Origin of the sequence: Luteimonas panaciterrae (assembly GCF_020511115.1) — a bacterium.
GTDB classification, from domain to species: domain Bacteria; phylum Pseudomonadota; class Gammaproteobacteria; order Xanthomonadales; family Xanthomonadaceae; genus Luteimonas; species Luteimonas panaciterrae.
The window spans coordinates 698544-719077 of the sequence record NZ_JAJAVH010000001.1 but is presented as its reverse complement, the minus strand read 5'-3'; the positions used below and the strand labels follow the sequence as shown (position 1 = coordinate 719077).

The following is a 20534-nucleotide window of genomic DNA, read 5'->3' as shown; positions in this document are numbered from 1 at the left end:
CGCATGGGGCAGTTGTATAGGAAACCGGTGTCATTGACAATCTGCGGCGCACCGTAACGATGGCGGGTCGAACTCTGGAGGGAGGATGGACATGCTTGGGAAGTGGACAGGCCGTGCCTGGCCGGGGCTTGGCGCGGGCTGGCTGATCGGGTTGGCGCTCTACCTGCCCATGCCCGCCGCGATCGCGGCCAAGAAGGCCGCCGCCACCGCCGAAGGCGCTCTCGCTTTCCCGAGCGCGCAAGGCTGGGCCGCGCGTACACCCGGCGGACGTGGCGGCAAGTTGCTGCGCGTGACCACGCTGGCCACCGAAGGTCCCGGCTCCCTGTTGGAAGCATTGTCGACACCCGGACCACGCACGATCGTGTTCGAGGTCGGCGGCGTGATCGATCTGCAGCGCAAGACGGTGAAGATCACCGAACCCTACCTCACCATCGCCGGACAGACCGCGCCGCAACCGGGCATCACCTTGATCCGCGGCGGCATCGATATCGCCACGCACGACGTCGTCATCCGGCATCTGCGCGTGCGGCCCGGCAGCACCGGCCTCGGCAAGCTGGCGGGCGTGGATTTCGATGCCATCTCCACCGTCGCCGCGCGCGATGTGATCATCGACCACTGTTCACTGACCTGGGCCACCGACGAAAACCTCTCCGCCTCCGGCCCGCGCTTCGCGGCCGGCGCGAACGACAGCAAGAACTTCGCCGAAGCCACCTCGCACCGCATCACCTTCAGCAACAACCTCATCGCCGAAGGCCTGGCCCACTCCACGCACGGCAAGGGCGAGCATTCCAAGGGCACGCTGGTGCACGACCATGTGCACGGCATCCTCATCGTCGGCAATCTCTACGCGCACAACTACGAGCGCAATCCCCTGTTCAAGGGCGGCGTGCGCGGACAGGTGATCAACAACCTGATCTACGATCCCGGCCAGCGCGCGGTGCATTACAACCTGATCGCAGAGGAATGGATCGGTCACGCCTACGAACCCGGCGAGATGATCCTGCGCGGCAACGTGATGCGCGCCGGCCCGTCCACGGAGACATTGGCGTTCTTCATGATCGGGGGTTCCGGGGACATCGATTTGTATGCCGAGGACAACCTCGCGATCGATCGCATCGGCCAGGCCGTGCCGCAACAAGGCAGCTACACCACCACGCCGGTCAAGGTGAATGCACTCGGGAAAGCGCCGCCGCTGCCCTTCGGCGTGCAGCTGCTGCCTTCGGCACAGGTGCAGGACGCCGTGGTCGCCAACGCGGGCGCGCGCCCGTGGGATCGCGATGACGTGGACCGCCGCATCCTCGCCGACGTGATCGAAGGACGCGGCAAGATCATCGACAGTGAGGAAGAAGTCGGTGGTTATCCGAAGCAGAAGGAAACGAGGCAAGCGTTCGTCCCGGCGGACTGGAACCTCGACACGATGGAGCCGCTGAAACCGCTGCCGCGACGCGACCCGCTGCGCTGACCGGAGTGCGCGCGAGATGGACAGCGAGAACCGACGCCGCTTCCTGAAATCCTCCGCACTGCTCGGCGCCGGTTTATTGCTGCCGGCTTCGACGACGCAGGCAGCCATCACCGAATCCCTCGCGACCACGAGAAGCGGCCGCGTGCGCGGCTATCTCGATCGCGGTGTGCACGTGTTCAAAGGCATTCCCTATGGCACCGACACCGCCTCGCGGCGTTTCATGCCGGCGCTGCGGGAAACGCCATGGGACGGCATCCGTGATGCCACGCGGCATGGTGCCGCCTCGCCGCAGCTCAAGGCGGAGGAATCGATCAGCGAGGATTGCCTGTTCCTCAACGTCCGCACGCCGGGCCTGCGAGACGACGGCAAGCGACCGATTCTGTTCTACATCCACGGTGGCGGCTACAACAATGGATCGGGCAGCAGCCCGCTCTACGACGGTGTCAATCTGTGCCACCGCGGTGATGTAGTGGTGGTCACCATCAATCATCGCCTCAACGCTTTCGGTTACTTGTATCTGGCGCAGTTCGGTGAACCGGATTTCGCCTGGTCGGGCAACATCGGCCAGCTCGATCTCGTGCAGGCGTTGCAGTGGGTGCGTCAGCATGCGCGCGAGTTCGGCGGCGATGCCGGCAACGTCACCGTGTTCGGTCAATCCGGCGGCGGCGCCAAGATCGCCACGCTGATGGCGATGCCGGCCGCGCGCGGCCTGTTCCATCGCGCGATGACGATGAGCGGGCAGCAGGTCACCGCCGCCGGCCCGCGCGCCGCCACGCAGCGCGCGCAGCTTTTTCTGGATGCATTGAGGCTGGCGCCCAAGGATTTGGCCCAGATCCGCACCCTGCCCGTCGAACGCCTGCTCGAAGCGACACAGGTCCGCGACTTATCGCGCATCGAGGACACCTCGCTGTACTTCGGTCCCGTACTGGATGAACGTTCGCTGCCCCGGCATCCGTTCTGGCCCGATGCGCCACCGCAATCGGCCCACATCCCGCTGGTGATCGGCAACACCCGCGACGAGACTCGTGCGTTCCTCGGCAACGATCCGACCAATTTCGCACTGACCTGGGAACAACTGCCGGAGCGCCTGCGCACGCAGCAGTACGCGGATATCGATCCGGACGTGGTGATCGCCGAATACCGGCGCCTGTATCCCGGCTACACGCCTTCCGACGTGTTCTTCGCCGCGACCACGGCCGGCCGCTCCTGGCGCGGCGCGATCGAGGAAGCCGAAGCGCGTGCGAGACAGAACGCGCCGACATGGGTCTACCAACTCGACTGGGGCTCACCGCTCGAGGGCGGCAAGTTCGGCGCCATGCACATGCTCGATATTCCACTGGTGTTCGACAACATCCACCAACCGGGCTCTCGCACGGGCGACGGCGCCGACGCGCAGCGGCTCGCGGATTCGATGAGCGAAAGCCTGATCGCGCTCGCGCGCACCGGTAGCCCAAGCCACCTCGGCTTGCCGGCGTGGAAGCAATACTCGCTTGAGCGCCGCGAGACGATGCTGTTCGACGTGCGGCCTCGACTCGAAAACGATCCGCGCGGTGGCGAGCGCAAGCTCTACCAACGCGTTCCGTTCATTCAACGCGGCACTTTCTAGCGCTTCCCGCTCTCGGATTCATCACGGTTGCAACGATTGCTTCAGCGGCAGATCCGAAGCACGGAGCCCAGCCGCTACCGCCTCGGCCATGCGTCTTGCGCCTTCCGGCGAGAAATGGGTGTCGTCCTCGACGCCTTGTGGGTAATTAGGATTCTCGCCGGGTTTCACCCATAGATACAGCGACTTGGAATCTTCGTCGCCCGCCTCGCGCAGGATCGTTTCGCTGCTGGCCAGCAGATCGATCATCGCGACCTGCCGCTCCTTCGCGACCTCACGCACGATCCGCGGATATTCGCCATGACTCGGCTGCAACCTCCCGCCTTCGAACTTGCGTCGCGCCACCGGCGTGAGCAGGACCGGCGTCGCCTTGCGCGTGCGCACATCGTCAACGAAGCGTTCGAGGTTGCGTCGATAGTCGGCGGGCGGCGTGTAGCGATCCTTCTTCTGCACCGAGGCGTCGTTGTGCCCGAACTGGATGAACACGTAATCACCAGGGCGGATGTAATCGATCAACGCCTGCCAACGCCCCTCCTCGATGAAGGTGCGCGTGCTGCGGCCGTTACGGGCGCGATTGTCGACGACCACCTCGCCGGGCAGGAATTGCACGCCGATGAATTCACCCCAGCCGGTTTCCGGACGTTTGGTCTTGAGCTTCTCGGCGGCCGTCGAATCCCCGGCCAGGAACAGCGTGACCGGCTGTTTCGCGACGACAATCGCGGATGAAACCGCATCGCTGGCGACTGCCAGCAAAGGCGACAACGCCAGGCAAGCGATCGCGATCAGTTTTCTCATACGAGAGCACCTCTGAACTCACACGCACTGGCAACGCCTTTGCGGGCGCGAATTTTCCCGCGCCCGCAAGGCAATCCGATCTCCAGCACGAACTGCCGCAACTCAGAACTTATAGCGCACGCCCAGCATGTACTGGCGTCCGGTGTGCGTGTAGACGACCGGACGATCGGCGGCCGAGTCGATCCACTGATCATTCCACTCATCGGTGAGATTGGTTCCTTCCAGGCTGAGTTGCCACTGGTCGGTCAATTTCCAGGACAAGGAGGCATCGACCGTCGTCGTGCCCTTCGTGCCTTCCACATCGTTGTTCCCTGGTCCGACCGGCAGTGCGTTGGTGTTGTTGCGGCCCGGCGCGGTGGTCAGGTAGTCGTCGCGCACGGTGGTGGATACGCGCGCAGAGAGCTTCTCGCCTTCGTAGTAAAGCGTGGCGGCATAGGAATGCTTGGACAGTCCGAGCAGGTCCGTCTTGATCGTGGGCACACCGGTGGATGTGGTGTACTGGATTTTCGAATCGACATAGGTGTAGCTGAACTGCACACCCAGATTGGACCACAGACCCGGCAGGAACCTGAAAGGCTGCTGGTAGTTCAACTCCACGCCCTGCAACGGCCCGCCTTCGGTGTTGACCGGGTAGTTGTACTGGAACTCGTCGGTCGGCAACGCCGTGGTGCCCTCGAGCAACGCGGGGTCGAGGCCCGGAATGGTATTGAATACACGATTCTCGCGAGTGGTCTGTACGAAGCTATCGATGTCTTTGTAGAAAAGGCCGACCCCGAGCAGGGCGCCCTCGTCGAAGTACCACTCGAAACCCAGATCGTAGGTGGTGGCACGGAACGGATCCAGGAACGGATTGCCGGCGGTGATGGTGCGATTGCCGCCACTGACGTTGACGGTAACGCCGGAACCGATGTTGCCCAGACCCGGGCGCGCCATTACCTTCGCCGCGGCGAAACGGATCAGGAAATCGGGGGTGATTTCGGCCACCAGGTTCAGCGAAGGCAGCGTATCGCTGTAGTCGCGCCGGACCGACACAGGCACCAACGCACTGCCCACGACGCCGACACCGTCGGAAATCTGTTCGGTCTTGACGTGACGCACGCCGATGTTGCCCGACAGCGGGATGGAGCCAAGGTCTAGCGAGAAGTCGCCTTGCAGATAAAAACCACGGTTCTTCTCGGTGACCTTGCGGTTGTTTCCGGCCACACCGGAAATCCGATCGGACACAGCGAACAGACCACTGTTGCTGTAGAGGTTGAGCAGGCGGTTGTAGGCATCGATATCCGGCACCACCCAGCGTGACGGATTGCCGCTGACATTGATGCCCGCCAGTTCGACCTGCTTGTTCAGCTCGTCGCGCTGTTCCTGGGTCAAGGTGGGGACTGCCGTCTCGCTGGCACGCCGCCACTCGCGGCTGCTGAACTGATATTCCTTCGCCTGCACGCCGCCCTTCAGCGTGAAATAGGGAGACACAGTCCAGGCGAAGTCCAATTGCCCCGTATCGAACGTATTCTTGATCCACTGCGGCCGCAGGCGAATCTCGGCCAGCGCCCATCCGTTGGGATCGTTGACGTCGACGCTGCCGTAATTGAACGAAGGCAACCGGCTGTCGCCACGATAGTCGTAGGTGTAGCCCTGTGCGTTGAGCTTGTCCATGATCACGGTGGTCTGGATCGGATTGTCGTGCTCCGATTCGGAATGTCCGACCAGGCCGCTGATCTTGAAGTCGTCGCTGAACCTGTGTTCGCCCAGCAGATTGATCTGCTGGAATTCGGTGGACAGCTCGTCATAACGCGACTCCGAGCGGATGTCGACGTTGTCGAACACGCCGTAGACCAGGTTGCCGTGGCCATCCACTTCACCGTCGCGCACGATCGTCGCGGGTTTGCCGGAGCCGGAACGGCTGAACGACACCGCCTCGATGTAGTCCTCCGTCCGGGTCGCATCGAACTTGGCGTACATCATGTCCAGCGTGAACAAGGTGTTGTCGCCCGGCTTGAACTGCAGCGACGAAGTCACGCCCAAGCGCTGCTGGTCGTGCCGCATCACACCGTAGCGCGGAATGCGCGGATGGAAAACGTCGTTCGCGAGCGCGGGCGTGTACGGTGAGGCGGGATCGAAGCCGCCGTTGGCCGTCGACGGATCCCAGCGGACGGTGCTCGATCCTTCCTCGATCAGTTTGCGGTCGGTGTATGCCACCGACAGCAGCGCTCCGAATCGACCGTCCGCCCACGTATTGCTGATCAATGCCGACATCCGCGAACTGCCGTTGTCCGACAGGTCGTTGTAACCCGCCAGCGCGCTGGCGCTGAAGGTGAATCCACCGTAGTCGAATGGACGGGCGGTGCGCAGATCGACGGTCGCGCCCAACGAACCTTCCTCGATTTCCGCAGAAGGCGTCTTGCGCACGATCAATTGACTGAACAGCTCCGACGCGAAGGCGTTGAAGTCGAATCCACGACCGCGATTCGCGCCACCCGAACTGTCGGTGCCGCCCGTGGTGGTCAAGGCTTCAAGGCCGTTGAGGCGCACGCGGGTGAAATCCGCGCCGAGGCCACGCACCGAGATGTTGCGACCCTCGCCCGCATCACGCGCAATGGTCACACCGGGCACGCGCTGCAACGATTCGGCCAGATTCAGATCAGGAAACTTGCCGATGTCCTCAGCCACGATGGCATCGACCATACCCTTCTCGCCGCGCTTGATGTCCAGCGCTTTTTCCAGGCTGGCGCGGTAGGTGGCCGTCGCCACCACGGTCTGCATGTCCTGGATGTCTTCCTGCCCGGAGGCGGCCGGCTGCTGCGCGGCCGGTGCCGCCTGAGTCGCCGCATCGCCCCCGTCCTGTGTCGTGGCCCCCGCGGCGGACTCGGCCGCCTGTTGCGCGAGCGCCGCTACCGGCTGCATCTGCAGCGCCAGCCCGATGGCCAGCGTAAGCATGGTAACCGGTGTCTTTTTTCTCTCGAAAACCGTCTGCATTGATCCCCTCCCAAGAAATCAGCCCGCTCTCGCGGCGGTCTTGACTGGCCAGTCTTGCTTGCTATGGTGTCCGGGTACGGCAAAAATGACACCGCTGGTCAAAACCTATCAGAAGGTTTCGATCTAGGCATGCTGCGGTGCGGGATGGCAAGCGGGACCAGTCGGGGACGAGAGAGGGCGGACATGCCGAAAAGCATCCTATGTTTTGGCGAATTGCTGTTGCGCCTGGGCGCTCCCGGCCGCGAACGGCTGCTGCAGACGCCGCACCTGGAGGTCCACGTCGGCGGCGCCGAAGCCAATGTCGCCGTCGCGCTGGCCAGGCTCGGCCATGCCGCGGCGGTCGTCAGCGTCGTCTCCGACAACCCGCTCGGCGCGGCGGTCGTGGGGGAACTGCGCCGTCATGGCGTGGACACGTCACGGGTGCGCACGGGAGCGGGCCGGCAAGGACTGTACTTCCTCGCGACGGGCGCGCTGCAACGGCCGAGCGAGGTGCTGTACGACCGCGCCCACTCCGCCTTCGCGCTCGCTCCGGCGGAAAGTTACGACTGGCCGAGCTTGCTGACCAGCGTCGATGCCCTGCACGTCTCCGGCGTGACGCCCGCGCTCGGCAGCGCCTGCGCCGACGCGACCCTGTCCGCCGCGCGCGCGGCGCGGAAACTGGGCCTGCACGTTTCCTTCGACGGCAATTTCCGCCAGAAACTGTGGGCGGAACGGCGCGAGCAGGCGCCCGCGGTGCTGCGCGCGATCATCGCCGAAGCCGACATCGCGCTCGCCGATCATCGCGATATCGCGATCGCGCTCGAACTGACGCCGAACGGAAAAGCAGCAACCGAAGTCTTCGTCGACGCCGCGCGTGCCGCCTTCGATGCCTTCCCGCACCTGCGAAGACTCGCCACGACGCTGCGCACCCAGCACAGCGTCGATCACCATTCGCTGACCGCGTTGATGGCCACCCGCGACGGCGCTCTGCTCACCGCGCCGGCGTACTCGCTGTCGGCCATCGTCGACCGCATCGGTGCCGGCGACGCGTTCGCGGCCGGCGTGCTGCATGGCCTGTACACGGACATGTCCGATCAGGCCGCGTTGCATTTCGGACTGGCATCGGCCTGCCTCAAGCATTCGCAGCCCGGCGATTTCAGTCTGTCCGATAAAGCCGAGATCGCGGCGGTAGTGGCGGAACGCGGGTTCGACGTGCGGCGCTGATTCGCGCCGGCGGAAGCGTCCCGCACCATGAAAACCGAGCCGCCGCTCGCAACCGACTGAAAGGCAAGGCTCTCGACTCGGCCCGCCCGATCCGAACGTGACGGCAGTCGAGCTTTCCCGAATTGCCAGTGCAACAGACCGTCCGGACGGTTGAGAACCGACCGTCTGGACGGTATTGTTCCGCCATGACACCTCCCGCCGACAACTCGCAAGACGCCCTGCTCGACGCCGCCGTCGCCGTCGTCGCCCGCCAGGGCATCGCCAATCTCACCCTCGACGCGGTCGCCGCCGAAGCCGGCCTGAGCAAGGGCGGCCTGCTGCATCACTTCCCGAGCAAGGACCGCCTGGTCGAAGCCCTGGTCCGTCGCAACGCGGAGAATTCGCGCCGCTATTACGACGAAGCCTACGAGCGCACGCCGGAAGGTCCCGGACGCATGGTGCGAGCGATGCTCGATCACTGTCTGTCCGACCTGGATAGCTGGAGCGAGGAACTGCAGCGCAATTCCTCAGTCTGCTTCGCCGCGCTCGCGCAGAATCCGAGCCTGATCGAACCCATGCGCGCGGTCTACAGCGATCTGCAACGACGCGTCGCCGATGACGGCCTGCCACCAGGCGTCGGCGAAGCAGCGGCAGCGGCCATCGACGGATTGTGGCTGTACTGGGTGCTCGGACTGGTCCCGGTGAACGAATCACTGCTGGTCCGTGTGCGCACGGCGCTGGAACAGATGCTCGCGAGCACGGTGCCCGATTTCCCGGCACGAGCCGCGCAGGAAAAGCCAGCCGCGCCACGCAAGGCCGCGAAGAAGTCCTCGGACAAACGCTCGTCCCCCAAGAAAACCCGTCACTGACCAACGCCCTTGAGGTCACTGTCCATGAATCGTCGTCTCGCATCCCTCTGGCTGCTCGTGGTCGTCATCGCCGTCGGCCTCGGGCTCGGCGTATGGAAATTCGTCTCGCTGCGCGCGGCCGAAGCCGCCGCGGCCAACCAGCCCGAACCGGTCGAATCGGTCACCACCGCTGTCGCGAAGCAGCATCCGTATCGCCAGAACGTCACCTCGATCGGTACGGTCATCGCGCTGCGCTCGGTGACATTGCGCAACGAAGTCGCCGGCACGGTACGCAGGACCGCGCTCACACCCGGCCGGATCGTCGAGGCCGGGACGGTGCTGGTCGCGCTCGACGTCGCCGTCGAGGAAGCCGAACTGAAGGCACTGCGCGCCCAGGCGGCGCTGGCGCAGAGCCGGCTCGAACGCGTGCAGCGCATGAACCAACAGCGCGCCATCTCCGACATGGAATACGATCAGGCACGCGCCGAACGCGACGTGGCGGTGGCGCAGATCGCCCGCACCGAAGCCGTGATCGCGCGCAAGACCATCCGCGCGCCGTTTCGCGTGCGCGTGGGCATCGCCGATGTGCATCCGGGGCAGTTCCTGGACGAAGGCACGCAGCTGACGACGCTGCAAGGCGTCGATGACGCCGCGCACGTGGATTTCACGGTCGCGCAGCAGATCGCAGCCGGATTGCGTCCGGGCACCAGCGTCGACATCGTCGCCGGTGACGCGCCCGCGCTCACCGCCGAGATCATCGCGATCGACTCGCGCGTGGATCCGTCCACACGCAACGCCACCGTGCGCGCCCGCGTCGAACACGCCAACGGTGTGCTCGCGCCCGGCGCTTCCGTGCGCGTGCGGATCGCCTTCGGCGAATCGCGCGATGCCGTCGCTGTTCCGGTGAGCGCGTTGCGCAAGGGGCCGTCCGGCGATCACGTCTTCGTCCTGGCGGCCGACAAGCAAGGCAAGACGCGCGCGCAGCTACGGCCCGTGCAGGTGGGCGCGACGCGCGCGCACGAGGTGGTGATCGACAAGGGGCTCGCCGCCGGCGAGCGGGTCGCCGCCTCGGGTGCCTTCAAATTGCAGGACGCGATGCTCGTCGCCGTGATGGACGCGCCCAAGAACACGCAAGCCCAGACCGGCACCCGCTGACCTTCAACGCTTCGCACGACCAGGCGTCGTGAAGAGAGTCCGACATGCGCGCGTTCACCGATATCTTCATCAAGCACCCCGTCCTCGCCGTGGTCGTCAACCTGGTGCTGGTCCTGGCCGGCTGGCGCGCGCTCGGCGCGCTGCCGCTGCAGCAGTACCCGCAGATCGAAAGTTCATCGGTGGTGATCACCACCACCTACTACGGCGCCAGCGCGGAAACGGTGCGCGGCTTCCTGACCACGCCGATCGAGCGCGCGGTTTCGGCGATCGGTGGCGTCGACAACGTCGAATCGACCAGCCGCGCGGGCGTGAGCACGGTCACCGTGCGCATGAAGCTCAACCACGACAGCACCAAGGCGCTGGCCGAAGTCACCGCGCGCCTGCAACAGGTGCGCTCCGAACTGCCCTCCGAAGCCGAACCGCCCGTCGTGGAAGTGCAGCGCGCCGACCGGCCCTACGCCACATTCTACGTCAGCTTCGCTTCGAACCAGCGCGATCTTCCGGCCATCACCGACTGGCTCGCGCGCACATTGCAGCCGCAACTGTCCACGCTCGCCGGCGTGCAGCGCGTGACCATCGAAGGCGGCCGCCAGCTGGCGATGCGCGTCTGGATCGATCCGGATCGCCTGGCCGCGCTCAATCTCTCGCCTGGCGATGTGCAGGCGGCCTTGCAGCGCAACAACTACCTGGCCGCCGTCGGCCAGACCAAGGGCGACCAGATCCAGATCAACCTGCTCGCCAACACCGACTTGCGTTCGACCGACGAATTCAAGGACCTGATCGTCTCCGAGCGCGACGGCGCCATCGTGCGCCTGTCCGACGTCGCGAAAGTCGAACTCGGCGCCGAGGAAGCCGAACTGGTCGGCAAGTTCAGCCAGAAAGGCGACAAGGACTTCAACAACGCCGTCTATCTCGGCGTCTGGCCGCTGATCGGCTCGAACGAGATCGACGTCGCGCACCGCCTGCGCGCCGAGATGGAGCGGATCCGGCCGACGCTGCCGAAGGACATCGACATGCAGATGGCCTACGACGGCACGATGTTCATGGAAGCCGCGCTCAAGGAGGTCAACAAGACGCTGACCGAGACGATCCTGATCGTCGCGGTGGTCGTGTTCCTGTTCATGGGATCGATCCGCTCGGCGCTGGTGCCGCTGATCGCACTGCCGGTTTCGCTACTCGGTGCGGCACTGGTGATGCTGGCGCTGGGTTTCAGCCTGAACTTGCTGACCATGCTCGCGATCGTGCTCTCGGTCGGCCTCGTGGTGGACGATGCCATCGTCGTCGTGGAAAACGTCGAGCGGCACGTGCACGAAGGCAAATCGCGCATCGACGCCGCCCTGATCGGTGCGCGCGAACTGATCGGCCCGATCATCGCCATGACCATCACCCTGGCGGCCGTCTACGCACCGATCGGTTTCCAGAGCGGATTGACCGGCGCGCTGTTCCTGGAATTCGCCATTACGCTGGCGGTGGCGGTGATCGTCTCGGGCATCGTCGCGCTCACGCTCTCGCCGGTGATGAGCTCGCGCTTCATACCCGCCCACGGGCAGGAAGGCCGGCTGGCGCGCTGGGTGAATCGCACCTTCGAAGTGGTGCGCCGCACTTATGGCCGTGCGCTCGACGTGGCGTTGCAGATGCGCTGGACGATCGTCGTCGCGGCGGCACTGATCACGATCTCGGCCTGGCCGCTGTACAACTTCTCGCGGCAGGAACTGGCGCCGGTGGAAGACCAGAGCCATATCAGCCTGTTCTTCGAGCCTTCGCCCGATGCTTCGCTGGCCGCGGTGGATCGCGAATCGAAGCACGTGTACGACGCAATATCGTCTTTCGACGAAACCCGCAGCATGTGGGGCCTGATCGCGGCCTGGGGCGGCTTCGGCGGTCTCGATGCGAAGCATTGGCACGAGCGCGGACGCTCCACCGAGGAGATGTACGGTGATGTGTACGGCGCGGTCTCGCAGATTCCGGGGCTGCGCGTGTTCCCGCGCCTCGATCCGCCACTGCCCACGCCCGGCCAGTACGACGTCGAGCTGGTACTGCAGAGCGACGTGCCGCCGGAACAGATGCTGGAAACCGTCGGCAAGGTGCTCGAAGCCGGCTGGAAGAGCGGCAAGTTCCTCTACGTCGATACCGATCTGAAGATCGACCTGCCGCAGGCACGGGTGGTGATCGACCGTGAGCAGGTCGCCGATCTCGGTCTCGATCTCGCCGGCGTCGGCCAGGAACTCGGCACACTGCTCGGCGGCGGTTACGTGAATCGCTTCAACTATTTCGATCGCAGCTACAAGGTGATCCCGCAGATCGGCGAGGAGAATCGCGCCACCACCGATCCACTGCTCGATCTGAAGATCCGCACGCCCGACGGCCAGCTCGTGCCGGTGTCGACCTTCACTCGCATCGAGACCAGCACCGCACCGCGCACGCTCAACCGCTTCCAGCAGCGCAATGCCGTGCGCATTTTCGGCGGCGTCGCGCCGGGCGTCACCAAGTCCGAAGGGTTGAACGTGCTCGAAACGGCGGCCGCATCCGTCGCCGGGCCGGATGTGCTGCTCGACTACGCCGGCGAATCGCGCCAGATTCGCCGCGAAAGCTCCGCGCTGACGATCACCCTCGCCTTCTCGGTGGTGCTGATCTACCTGGTGCTCGCGGCGCAGTTCGCCAGCTTCCGCGATCCGCTGATCGTGCTGCTCGGCTCGGTGCCGCTGGCGATTTCCGGTGCGCTGATCTTCAGCTTCCTCGATCTGACCACGATCAACATCTACTCGCAGGTGGGATTGATCACGCTGGTCGGCCTGGTTGCCAAGGGTGGCATCCTGATCGTGCAGTTCGCCAACCAGCGGCAATCGTTCGGGATGTCAAAGATGGACGCGCTGCGCGATGCGGCGGTGACGCGCCTGCGTCCTGTGCTGATGACCACGGCGGCCATGGTCTTCGGACAGCTGCCGCTGGTGCTGGCCACCGGCCCAGGCGCGGAGGCGCGCAACAGCATCGGCATCATCCTGGTCGCGGGCATGGTCGTCGGCACGTTGTTCACGCTGTTCGTGGTGCCGGTATTCTATTCGCTGCTCGCGTCGGAGCATCGTCCGGATGCCGCGAAGATCGAGGCTGAAGACGCCGCATCTCCCACGCTTTCCGGTGCTCAAACCGCTTGAGTCAGGGCATTTTCACATCCAGTGATTCCAAGACCCGCGTCACTTCGCCATCGCGCGACGGATGATGAAGTTCGTGAGTACGTGATACGACGTGGGAAACAAGCGCTGCACCTTGTCGAGCAGCTGTGCATCGCGTCCGATCAGCACGCGGCGCTTATTGCGCAGCACACCGCGCAGGATGACCTCGGCCGCTCTGTCGGGTGTGGTGTTGAAAAGCTTCTCGGCTTTCTCGCCGTTGTCGCAATCATCCAGGCCGATCTCGCGCACCGAGGGACTGGTGCGCGCGGCGCGCGCGATGTTGGTCTTGATGCCGCCCGGATGCACGCAGGTGGCGCTCACCGGCCATCGCGCCAGATCCAATTCTTGCCGCAAGGCTTCGGTGAATCCGCGCACGGCGAACTTGCTGGCGTTGTAGGCGCTTTGCCCCGGAATACCGGCCAGGCCGAAAACGCTGGAGATGTTGACGACATGCCCCTCGCCCGAGGCCTTCAGATACGGCAGGAAGGCCTTCGTCCCGTTGGCGACGCCCCAGAAATTGATGTTGATGATCCACTCGAAATCTTCGTAGGTCATTCCATCGACGGTCGCACTCAGCGCCACGCCGGCGTTGTTGAAAATCAGATTGACCTTGCTGTGATCGCGCACCACGTCCGCGGCCCAGCCATGCATCGCGTCGCGTTGCGAGACATCGAGCACGGCCGTGGTGATCTTCAACTCCGGCTGCGCCCAGGTCGCGAGCCGCGCCGTATCTTCCAGGCGGGCTGCGTTGACGTCACTGAGCGCCAGATGGCATTGCCGCGTCGCCAATCCCAAGGCAAGCGCGCGGCCGATGCCGGAACCCGCACCGGTGATGGCGGCGACACGTCCTTCGAAACTTTTCAAACATACCCCCTGACCAGCGAACGGCGTCGCCGCGTATTCCCGTACATCAAGCAGTCGCCCCATCGACGACGAGCACCGGTTCGGCGCCTTCGCGCGAGAACCGAAGATTGGGATCCTCGATCGGATCGAAGCGCATGATCTTCATGTCCAGCAGATAGTTCTGCGGCATCCGCCATGGCGCCTCGCCACCCTGCTTGGGCAATACGTCGGTCGCGCGGGTGATGTAACCGGAATTGAGGTTGAGCAGCGGCTGCGGTTCCAGGCGATCCGGGTCGCAGCGCGGCACGCACTGCCGGTAGCCGTGCCGCTGCATGTGGTTGAGCAAACGACAGACATAGGTGGCCGACAGATCGGCACGCAGCGTCCAGGAGGCGTTGGTGTAGCCGACGCAGAACGCGAAATTCGGCACGTTGCTGACCATCAACCCCTTGTAGACGAACTGCTCGCCGCTGTTGATCGTCTCGCCATCGACGCTGACGCGGATGCCGCCGAGCAGCAGCAGCTTCAAGCCTGTGGCGCTGACGACGATGTCGGCCTGCAATTCCTTTCCCGAGCGCAGGCGCACGCCGTCGCGGGTGAACGTCTCGATGTGATCGGTCTCCACCGACGCACGGCCGGAACCAATCGCCTTGAACAGATCCGAATCCGGCACCAGGCACAGGCGCTGGTCCCAGGGCGCGTAATCCGGCGCGAAATGCGTGTCGACGTCGTAGCCCTTCGGCAGCATCTTCCTCACGCCGAGGCGCAGAAGTTTCCGCGCCAGCCCCGGTGCGCGCTTGCACAGCTGGAAGAACGCCATCGTCATCAGCACGTTTTTCCAGCGCGCCAGACGATGCGCGGCCCTTTCCGGAAACACCGCGCGGATCGCATTGGCGACGATGTCCTTCGACGGCAGATCGGCGATGTAGGTCGGCGAGCGCTGCAGCATGGTGACGTGCGCCGCGGTGTCCGCCAGCGCCGGCACCAGCGTCACCGCAGTGGCACCACTGCCGATCACCAGGATGCGCTTGTCCCGCGTGTCCAGGTCCTGCGGCCACTGCTGCGGATGCACCCACTGGCCCGTGTAGGCCTCGCGTCCTGGAAATTCCGGTGTGTAGCCCTGCGCATAGTCGTAGTAGCCGCTGCACAGGAACAGGAAATCGCAGGTGAAGCGGTGCCGCTCAGTGCCGTCGGCCGTCTCGACCTCGACCGACCAGCGCGCCTCCGCGGAGGAATACGATGCCGACAGCACACGATGACCGAAGCGGATGTGGCGATCGATGCCGAACTCCCGCGCCGTGTCCTTCAGGTATTTCAGGATCGACGCGCCGTCGGCGATGCTCTTGGCTTCCTTCCACGGCCGGAAGGAAAAGCCCAGCGTGAACATGTCCGAATCCGAACGCACGCCAGGATAGCGGAACAGGTCCCAGGTGCCGCCGAGATCGGCCCTGCTTTCGAGGATGGCGTAGCGCTTGGCCGGACAGGTCGTCTGCAGGTGGTAGCCAGCGCCGATGCCGGACAGGCCGGCTCCCACGATCAGGACATCAAGGTGTTCGGTGGGCATGCCAGGTCTCAAGCGATTCCTCAAGTTCGTCCGTGTGCCACCCGTAGTGTTGGCGGCGTCATGTTGGTTGAACGTCAACGATAAGCGGCCGCCAACAGTGCCTGACAGGCGATCAGAGGATCGCCGGTGCGCTCATAAGCCTCGACCCAGTTCGGATAGTTGTGGATGTTGGGTAACTGTCTCGGGTGGAATCCGGGCTTGAAGTAGGCAAGCAGTTTCGGCGTCAGCGCGCCGAAGATACCGCGCCTGGGGCCATACACCCACAGGAAATTCTTGAGGTGCAGCCCAGCACGCGCCCAGAAACCGAAGCCGTCGGACTTGAGCAGGATGTCGGTGAGCAGATACGAGCGGGAAGCCATGCGCCAGGTCGCGAACAGCATTGCACCGGCACGTTTTCCATATCCGACGTGCGCCACCTGCTGCATGACGTCGAAAGCCACCGCCTTGTGCTCCATCTCCTCGATGGCGTGCCATGCGAACAGGGCCACCATGTGCCGGTCGGCGCCGGCGGTCACCGAGGAGCGGGCGAAGAAAGCCTCGGCCAGCATCGCGGTGAAGTGTTCGAAACCGGCGGTGGCGGCGAGATTGAACTCGGGAGAGAAGCGCGCCGTGTCCGCGTCGAGCACCCGCTTGAACTCCTCCAGCATGCGCTCGATTGGCAATCCCTGCGCCTGCAACATGCGGTTGTAGCGGGAATGGGCCATGCCATGCTGGCCTTCCTGGCGCATGAAGTTGCGCACGTCTTCCTGCATGACCGGATCGGTGATGCGGTCGCGGAAAGCACGGACGCTGGTGATGAAGTAGCGCTCCCCGTCCGGGAAGCCGAGCTGCAGCGCGTCCAGGTAGCGCGTCTTGTAGGGATCGCCCCGGAACCAGTACTTGTCCGACATCGTATCGAGACCGAAGTCCAGATTCTCGCGCGGCACGATCGCCTCGCCATGACCCACGGCGCTATTCATTGCCCACCCTCCAGCAAACTCTCGGCACGATAGGGGGCCGGACGTGGCGCGGGATATGATGTGCGGCGACAGGATGTGTCTTTATGCGACACGATGCCGGGCGAGCGTGACGTGGTTCGCGCTGAAAGGAACACCCGTGCAGTCGCACCGCCGCCGCGAGTGAAAGGATCGAACTGCCGGACATGCCTACGATATCGCTCCACGATCTTTCGAGGCTCACCACGGTCGGCGCCCTGTGCGGCTTCGACATCGCGCCGGTATTGAAGGAAGTCGGCATCCAGGTGCCCGGACACGATGTGGAGGAAGCACCGCTCGATCTGGAAATCGTCGCCCGCCTGTTCGAACTGTGCAGGCTGCGCTCGACCAAGGGATATTTTCCGTTCGTGGTCGGTGAGCATTTCGCTTTCGAGAACGTGCCGGAGGTGCAGGCCTTCCTGATCACCAGCAGTTCACTGCGCGAGGCGGTCTGGCTGCTGGAATACATTCCGAATCTGGTCCAGCCCGATCTGGTGTCGCGCTACGGCATCATCGGTGATCAGTTGGTCGTCTACTTCGACTTGCAGGCACGCACGAAAACGATCCGATCACCGGAATTGATCGAGACGGCCTTCGTGGTCTTCGCCAAGTTTCTTGGACAAGTACTGCAGCAGGACTCCATCCATTTCGATCTGACGTTCCAGCACGAGCCCTTGACGGAGCTCGGCGTCTATCAACGGCAATTCGGCACACGACCTGTCTTCGGCGCCACGCGCAATGCCATCCGGTTCGGGGCGGAATTCCTTGACCGGCCATTGCCGACGGGCTCCCCGGCCTTGCACGCCAAAGCGCAACTCTTGCTGGAGGGACGGCTGCAACGGCTGCAAGCCGAGCACGGCCTGACCGGAACGCTGCTGCTGATGCTGCGGCACGCGCCATCGATCACCATGGCGGAAGCATCGCTGCGGCTGGGCGTCGAGCCGCGCACCTTGCAGCGCAAGCTCAAGGAAGCGGGGACCTCGTTCGCGATGCTGCAGTCGCAGGTGCGCTTCGATCTGGCCAAAGCGATGCTGATCGACCGGGAGCTGGATCTGGATGCCATCGCCGCCAAGCTCGGCTTCGCCGATCGCGTCAGCTTCACGAAGGCATTTTCGAAATGGTCGGGACAGCCGCCGGCGACTTATCGGCGTTCGCATCTGACGTGAGGGCTCTTTAGGCTTCTTGCTCGCGACGTTCTCCGGGGTCAGCGACCCTTGGTCGATCCCTTGCTCTTCTTCGCGCTCGCCTTTTCAGACGGTTTCGCCAATGGCCGCCCCCAGCGCTCGAAGCTGTCGGTGATGTTCTGCCTCATCCGTCCCGCTGCATTGGGTTGCGATCCCAGCCCCACCTGCTTGGCCACCGCGCGCCAGCCATCCGCATGCCCTTGTTGCCAGACCTCGACCACCGCGCGACAGGGCTTGCCCACCAGCTGCGCGACGGCGCAGGCGTAGTAGACATCGCCCGGTGCCCAGCCGCGTTTCATCACCAGCTCAGTGACCAGATCGCGCGGCGCGGCGCGATAGCGCACCAGTTCATCGATGAAGGCGCCGCGATAACGAGCGGCATATTGGTTCATGTCGCCGAGCTGGCGGTCGACCCACGCATCACCGCTGCGCGGATCCCAATCCACGGCGGGCGTCTGCGCCTGCGACACCGTCATCACGATCGACAAGCAAACGAGGAGAACAGCGGCGGCAACGGTTTTCATCGAACACTCCTCGTCAAGTTCTCGCGGATCATTGTCCCGGCGACGCCTGCGGCAGGAGAACATCGTCCTCGCGACCCCGCAGGGCATCGCCCGAGCCGTCACGCAACTGCAGGCCTCCGCCATCCACGACGGCGAACGTGCGCTGGCCACCTTCGTCGCCGTGAAGTTCCAGCACGCCAGCGTCCACCTGCTTCCATTCGCCCTGTTCGGCGAACTCGAGATCGCCGTCCTCGGCCAGATACGTCTCCAGCAATTGATAGCGGCGATCGTTGCCCTGCCGCCGCAAGAGCAGATGGGTGTCGATGCCGTCGCAATCGGTGCAGGACAAGGTCCCGCCCCACTCCGCTTCGCCGTCGCCCTGCCCGAGTCCCGGGATCGGCGCGTTCGACTGGCGCGAGCCTCCGCAGCCGGCAAGCGTCAGCGCGAACAAAATCGATACGACACGCACGATCGCCGATCCATGCAGATGGGCGCAATTCTTCCGCATCATGCGGCGCGCTCCGTGGCCGCCTCCACGATCGACGCCACCGCCGCGGGCAATCCCTGCGGGTCGGCGCTGACGCGCATGCGCGCGTCGAGTCCGGCAACATCGGCCTCGCGTTCGTGGCTCCACGTGGTGTGGTACGGCATGTGCACCCCCCAGCCGCCGAGCTGCAGCACCGGCACGATGTCCGAGCGCAGCGAGTTGCCGATCATCACGAACTGCGACGGAGCGACGTCCAACTCCTCCAGCAGCCGCGCATAGGTGGGCACGTCCTTCTCGCTGACGATCTCGATGCGGCGGAACAACCCGGACAATCCCGAATCGCGCACCTTGGCTTCCTGATGGAACAGATCGCCCTTGGTGATCAGCACGATGTCGTGTCTCGCCGCGATCGCTTCGACCGCCTCGCGGATTCCGGGCAGCAACTCCACGGGATGCCGCAGCAGCTCCTTGCCCAACTGCACGATGCGATGTACGTCGGCGGCGCTGATGCGCGACTCGGTGATCGCCACCGCCGCCTCGATCATCGACAGCGTCATGCCCTTCACGCCATAGCCGAACCAGTCGATGTTGTCCTTCTCGAAGGCGTACAGGCGTTCGTGCACGCGCGCGTCGGCGAGATCGACGTAGGCGCCGACGATGCGTTCGTAGACCAATTGCGCTTCGTCGAAATAATCCTGGCTGCGCCAGAGGGTGTCGTCGCCGTCGAAGGCGACGGTGCGGATTCCCGTTCTTGAAGATCCCGCCGTCGAAGATCCCACTGTCAGAGACCCTGTTTTCAAGGCTGTGTTCATCGCACGATTATGACGCGCGAACCATAAAAAAGGCGGCCCGAAGGCCGCCTGCGCACACCATGAAACGGAACGTTTGGTGGATCAGCCGCCGGACTGGCCGGAGGTGCCGGCGCTCTTCGCGGCGAAAGCCTTGTATTCGTCGGCAGTGAGCTTGCCGTCCTTGTCGCTGTCGGCCTGGTCGAACACTTGCGTCAGGCTCGGCACGGGCGTGACTTCCTGCTTGGACAGGTTGCCGTCCTTGTCGGTGTCGAGATCGGCCCAGGTCACCTGCTTGGGCTGCGCGGCGCCGGCCGGCTGCGTGGCCGGTTCAGCGTTCTGGGTCGTGGTCGGCTGCGTGGTTTGCGCCGGATCGGCCTGCGTGGTCGGCGAGGTCTGCGCGAATGCCAGCGGCATGGCGAGTACGGCGCCGAAGGCGACCAGTCCGGACAGGGATTTGCGGGTGAGGTTCATCGAGTTCTCCATACGTAAGGGGCGCGCCGCGATAGCAAATCGCTTCTGCACGGTGCGACCTTGCCTCCGCACGCATGAACGCAGATCCCGCAGCGGACGATGGGCTTACATCCGCTTAACCACTTCCGTCGCGAATGCGTCTAGGCGTGTCGCAATGCCCGTCCGCATCGCCCGCATCGGCGCATCGCGATGCCGGCTCGCCTTCCGCGCGCGAACGGTTGCCGCTGAATGCAACACAACGTTTACAAACACGGCTCTGCACGAGGCCGTGACGCCGCGATCGTCGCCCGGTCACTGCAATGCGATCTCGATCACGACACGCCGTGCTAGGCGTCGTCCTCGGAACGCGCGGTGACATCCACTTCGCCGTCATCGCCTACGGCCACGCCGATCCGGATCGGCCGGCAGCACACCTGGCAATCCTCGATGTAGTCCTGCTCGCCCGCGGAGTCGTCGACCAGGACCGTGATCCACTCGCCGCAATACGGACATTGCACATCCACGCTTGGCAACATGACATTTCTCCCGT

17 protein-coding genes are annotated in these 20534 nt (G+C 64.4%); 7 read left to right on the top strand and 10 right to left on the bottom strand.

The genetic code is table 11. The annotated features are described in order from the left end of the window. Window positions 1-91 precede the first annotated feature (91 nt). Window positions 92-1462, top strand: a complete 1371-nt coding sequence (locus tag LG367_RS03130; RefSeq protein WP_226467749.1) for a pectate lyase family protein — start codon at window positions 92-94, stop codon at window positions 1460-1462. A gap of 16 nt (window positions 1463-1478) precedes the next feature. After that, window positions 1479-3068, top strand: coding sequence for a carboxylesterase/lipase family protein (locus LG367_RS03125; RefSeq protein WP_226467748.1), 1590 nt, complete (start codon window positions 1479-1481; stop codon window positions 3066-3068). 21 nt (window positions 3069-3089) lie between these two features. Here LG367_RS03125 and LG367_RS03120 read toward each other — a convergent pair whose 3' ends face one another. Both LG367_RS03120 and LG367_RS03115 read right to left on the bottom strand, forming a co-directional pair. Then, window positions 3090-3860, bottom strand: coding sequence for a rhamnogalacturonan acetylesterase (locus tag LG367_RS03120; RefSeq protein WP_226467747.1), 771 nt, complete (start codon window positions 3858-3860; stop codon window positions 3090-3092). Between the two features lie 102 nt (window positions 3861-3962). Then, a complete protein-coding gene (locus LG367_RS03115; protein ID WP_226467746.1) occupies window positions 3963-6833 on the bottom strand; it encodes a TonB-dependent receptor in 2871 nt (956 codons plus the stop codon). Window positions 6834-7016: 183 nt separating this feature from the next. Between LG367_RS03115 and LG367_RS03110 the strand changes: the two genes are divergently transcribed. The 4 genes from LG367_RS03110 (at window position 7017) to LG367_RS03095 (ending at window position 13170) form a co-directional block, all read left to right on the top strand. Continuing rightward, a complete protein-coding gene (locus LG367_RS03110; RefSeq protein WP_226467745.1) occupies window positions 7017-8036 on the top strand; it encodes a sugar kinase in 1020 nt (339 codons plus the stop codon). Between the two features lie 185 nt (window positions 8037-8221). Beyond that, complete coding sequence (locus LG367_RS03105; protein WP_226467744.1) at window positions 8222-8884, top strand: TetR/AcrR family transcriptional regulator; 663 nt, start codon at window positions 8222-8224, stop codon at window positions 8882-8884. 24 nt (window positions 8885-8908) lie between these two features. After that, window positions 8909-10018, top strand: coding sequence for an efflux RND transporter periplasmic adaptor subunit (locus LG367_RS03100; RefSeq protein ID WP_226467743.1), 1110 nt, complete (start codon window positions 8909-8911; stop codon window positions 10016-10018). Between the two features lie 44 nt (window positions 10019-10062). Next, window positions 10063-13170: an efflux RND transporter permease subunit gene (locus LG367_RS03095; protein ID WP_226467742.1), complete on the top strand. Its 3108-nt coding sequence runs from the start codon at window positions 10063-10065 to the stop codon at window positions 13168-13170. A 39-nt stretch (window positions 13171-13209) separates the two neighbouring features. Here LG367_RS03095 and LG367_RS03090 read toward each other — a convergent pair whose 3' ends face one another. The 3 genes from LG367_RS03090 to LG367_RS03080 form a co-directional block, all read right to left on the bottom strand. Further along, window positions 13210-14052 carry an SDR family NAD(P)-dependent oxidoreductase gene (locus tag LG367_RS03090; protein ID WP_226467741.1) on the bottom strand — a complete coding sequence of 281 codons (843 nt, stop codon included), beginning with the start codon at window positions 14050-14052 and terminating at the stop codon, window positions 13210-13212. Window positions 14053-14098: 46 nt separating this feature from the next. After that, window positions 14099-15595, bottom strand: coding sequence for a flavin-containing monooxygenase (locus LG367_RS03085; RefSeq protein ID WP_226467740.1), 1497 nt, complete (start codon window positions 15593-15595; stop codon window positions 14099-14101). Between the two features lie 74 nt (window positions 15596-15669). Further along, the gene (locus LG367_RS03080) at window positions 15670-16554 is read right to left on the bottom strand and encodes a metal-dependent hydrolase (protein ID WP_226467739.1); all 885 of its coding nucleotides are present in this window, start codon (window positions 16552-16554) and stop codon (window positions 15670-15672) included. A gap of 182 nt (window positions 16555-16736) precedes the next feature. Here LG367_RS03080 and LG367_RS03075 point away from each other — a divergent pair, with 182 nt between their 5' ends. Then, entirely contained in the window at window positions 16737-17735 is a 999-nt protein-coding gene (locus LG367_RS03075; protein WP_226467738.1) for an AraC family transcriptional regulator, read from the top strand. Between the two features lie 38 nt (window positions 17736-17773). On the opposite strand, the gene LG367_RS03070 is transcribed toward LG367_RS03075, so the two are convergent. The 5 genes from LG367_RS03070 to LG367_RS03050 all read right to left on the bottom strand — a co-directional run bounded on the left by LG367_RS03070 (window position 17774) and on the right by LG367_RS03050 (window position 20520). Beyond that, window positions 17774-18277 carry a hypothetical protein gene (locus LG367_RS03070; RefSeq protein WP_226467737.1) on the bottom strand — a complete coding sequence of 168 codons (504 nt, stop codon included), beginning with the start codon at window positions 18275-18277 and terminating at the stop codon, window positions 17774-17776. A gap of 28 nt (window positions 18278-18305) precedes the next feature. Beyond that, on the bottom strand, window positions 18306-18767 hold the full coding sequence (locus tag LG367_RS03065) for a copper resistance protein NlpE N-terminal domain-containing protein (RefSeq protein WP_226467736.1): 462 nt from the start codon (window positions 18765-18767) through the stop codon (window positions 18306-18308). Next, window positions 18764-19543 (bottom strand): HAD family hydrolase, encoded by a 780-nt coding sequence (locus LG367_RS03060; protein WP_226467735.1) that lies wholly within the window; start codon window positions 19541-19543, stop codon window positions 18764-18766. Before LG367_RS03060 ends, LG367_RS03065 begins: the two co-directional genes overlap by 4 nt. Window positions 19544-19636: 93 nt before the next feature. Next, a complete protein-coding gene (locus LG367_RS03055; RefSeq protein WP_226467734.1) occupies window positions 19637-20005 on the bottom strand; it encodes an EF-hand domain-containing protein in 369 nt (122 codons plus the stop codon). 326 nt (window positions 20006-20331) lie between these two features. Beyond that, the gene (locus LG367_RS03050; protein WP_226467733.1) at window positions 20332-20520 is read right to left on the bottom strand and encodes a CPXCG motif-containing cysteine-rich protein; all 189 of its coding nucleotides are present in this window, start codon (window positions 20518-20520) and stop codon (window positions 20332-20334) included. Window positions 20521-20534: the final 14 nt, after the last annotated feature.

Coding starts and splice junctions, on each gene's coding strand:
- LG367_RS03075 (WP_226467738.1), top strand. CDS start 16,737: ATGCCTACGATATCGCTCCACGATCTTTCGAGGCTCACCACGGTCGGC.
- LG367_RS03125 (WP_226467748.1), top strand. CDS start 1,479: ATGGACAGCGAGAACCGACGCCGCTTCCTGAAATCCTCCGCACTGCTC.
- LG367_RS03050 (WP_226467733.1), bottom strand. CDS start 20,520: ATGTTGCCAAGCGTGGATGTGCAATGTCCGTATTGCGGCGAGTGGATC.
- LG367_RS03130 (WP_226467749.1), top strand. CDS start 92: ATGCTTGGGAAGTGGACAGGCCGTGCCTGGCCGGGGCTTGGCGCGGGC.
- LG367_RS03110 (WP_226467745.1), top strand. CDS start 7,017: ATGCCGAAAAGCATCCTATGTTTTGGCGAATTGCTGTTGCGCCTGGGC.
- LG367_RS03120 (WP_226467747.1), bottom strand. CDS start 3,860: ATGAGAAAACTGATCGCGATCGCTTGCCTGGCGTTGTCGCCTTTGCTG.
- LG367_RS03080 (WP_226467739.1), bottom strand. CDS start 16,554: ATGAATAGCGCCGTGGGTCATGGCGAGGCGATCGTGCCGCGCGAGAAT.
- LG367_RS03070 (WP_226467737.1), bottom strand. CDS start 18,277: ATGAAAACCGTTGCCGCCGCTGTTCTCCTCGTTTGCTTGTCGATCGTG.
- LG367_RS03085 (WP_226467740.1), bottom strand. CDS start 15,595: ATGCCCACCGAACACCTTGATGTCCTGATCGTGGGAGCCGGCCTGTCC.
- LG367_RS03055 (WP_226467734.1), bottom strand. CDS start 20,005: ATGAACCTCACCCGCAAATCCCTGTCCGGACTGGTCGCCTTCGGCGCC.
- LG367_RS03100 (WP_226467743.1), top strand. CDS start 8,909: ATGAATCGTCGTCTCGCATCCCTCTGGCTGCTCGTGGTCGTCATCGCC.
- LG367_RS03105 (WP_226467744.1), top strand. CDS start 8,222: ATGACACCTCCCGCCGACAACTCGCAAGACGCCCTGCTCGACGCCGCC.
- LG367_RS03115 (WP_226467746.1), bottom strand. CDS start 6,833: ATGCAGACGGTTTTCGAGAGAAAAAAGACACCGGTTACCATGCTTACG.
- LG367_RS03065 (WP_226467736.1), bottom strand. CDS start 18,767: ATGATGCGGAAGAATTGCGCCCATCTGCATGGATCGGCGATCGTGCGT.
- LG367_RS03095 (WP_226467742.1), top strand. CDS start 10,063: ATGCGCGCGTTCACCGATATCTTCATCAAGCACCCCGTCCTCGCCGTG.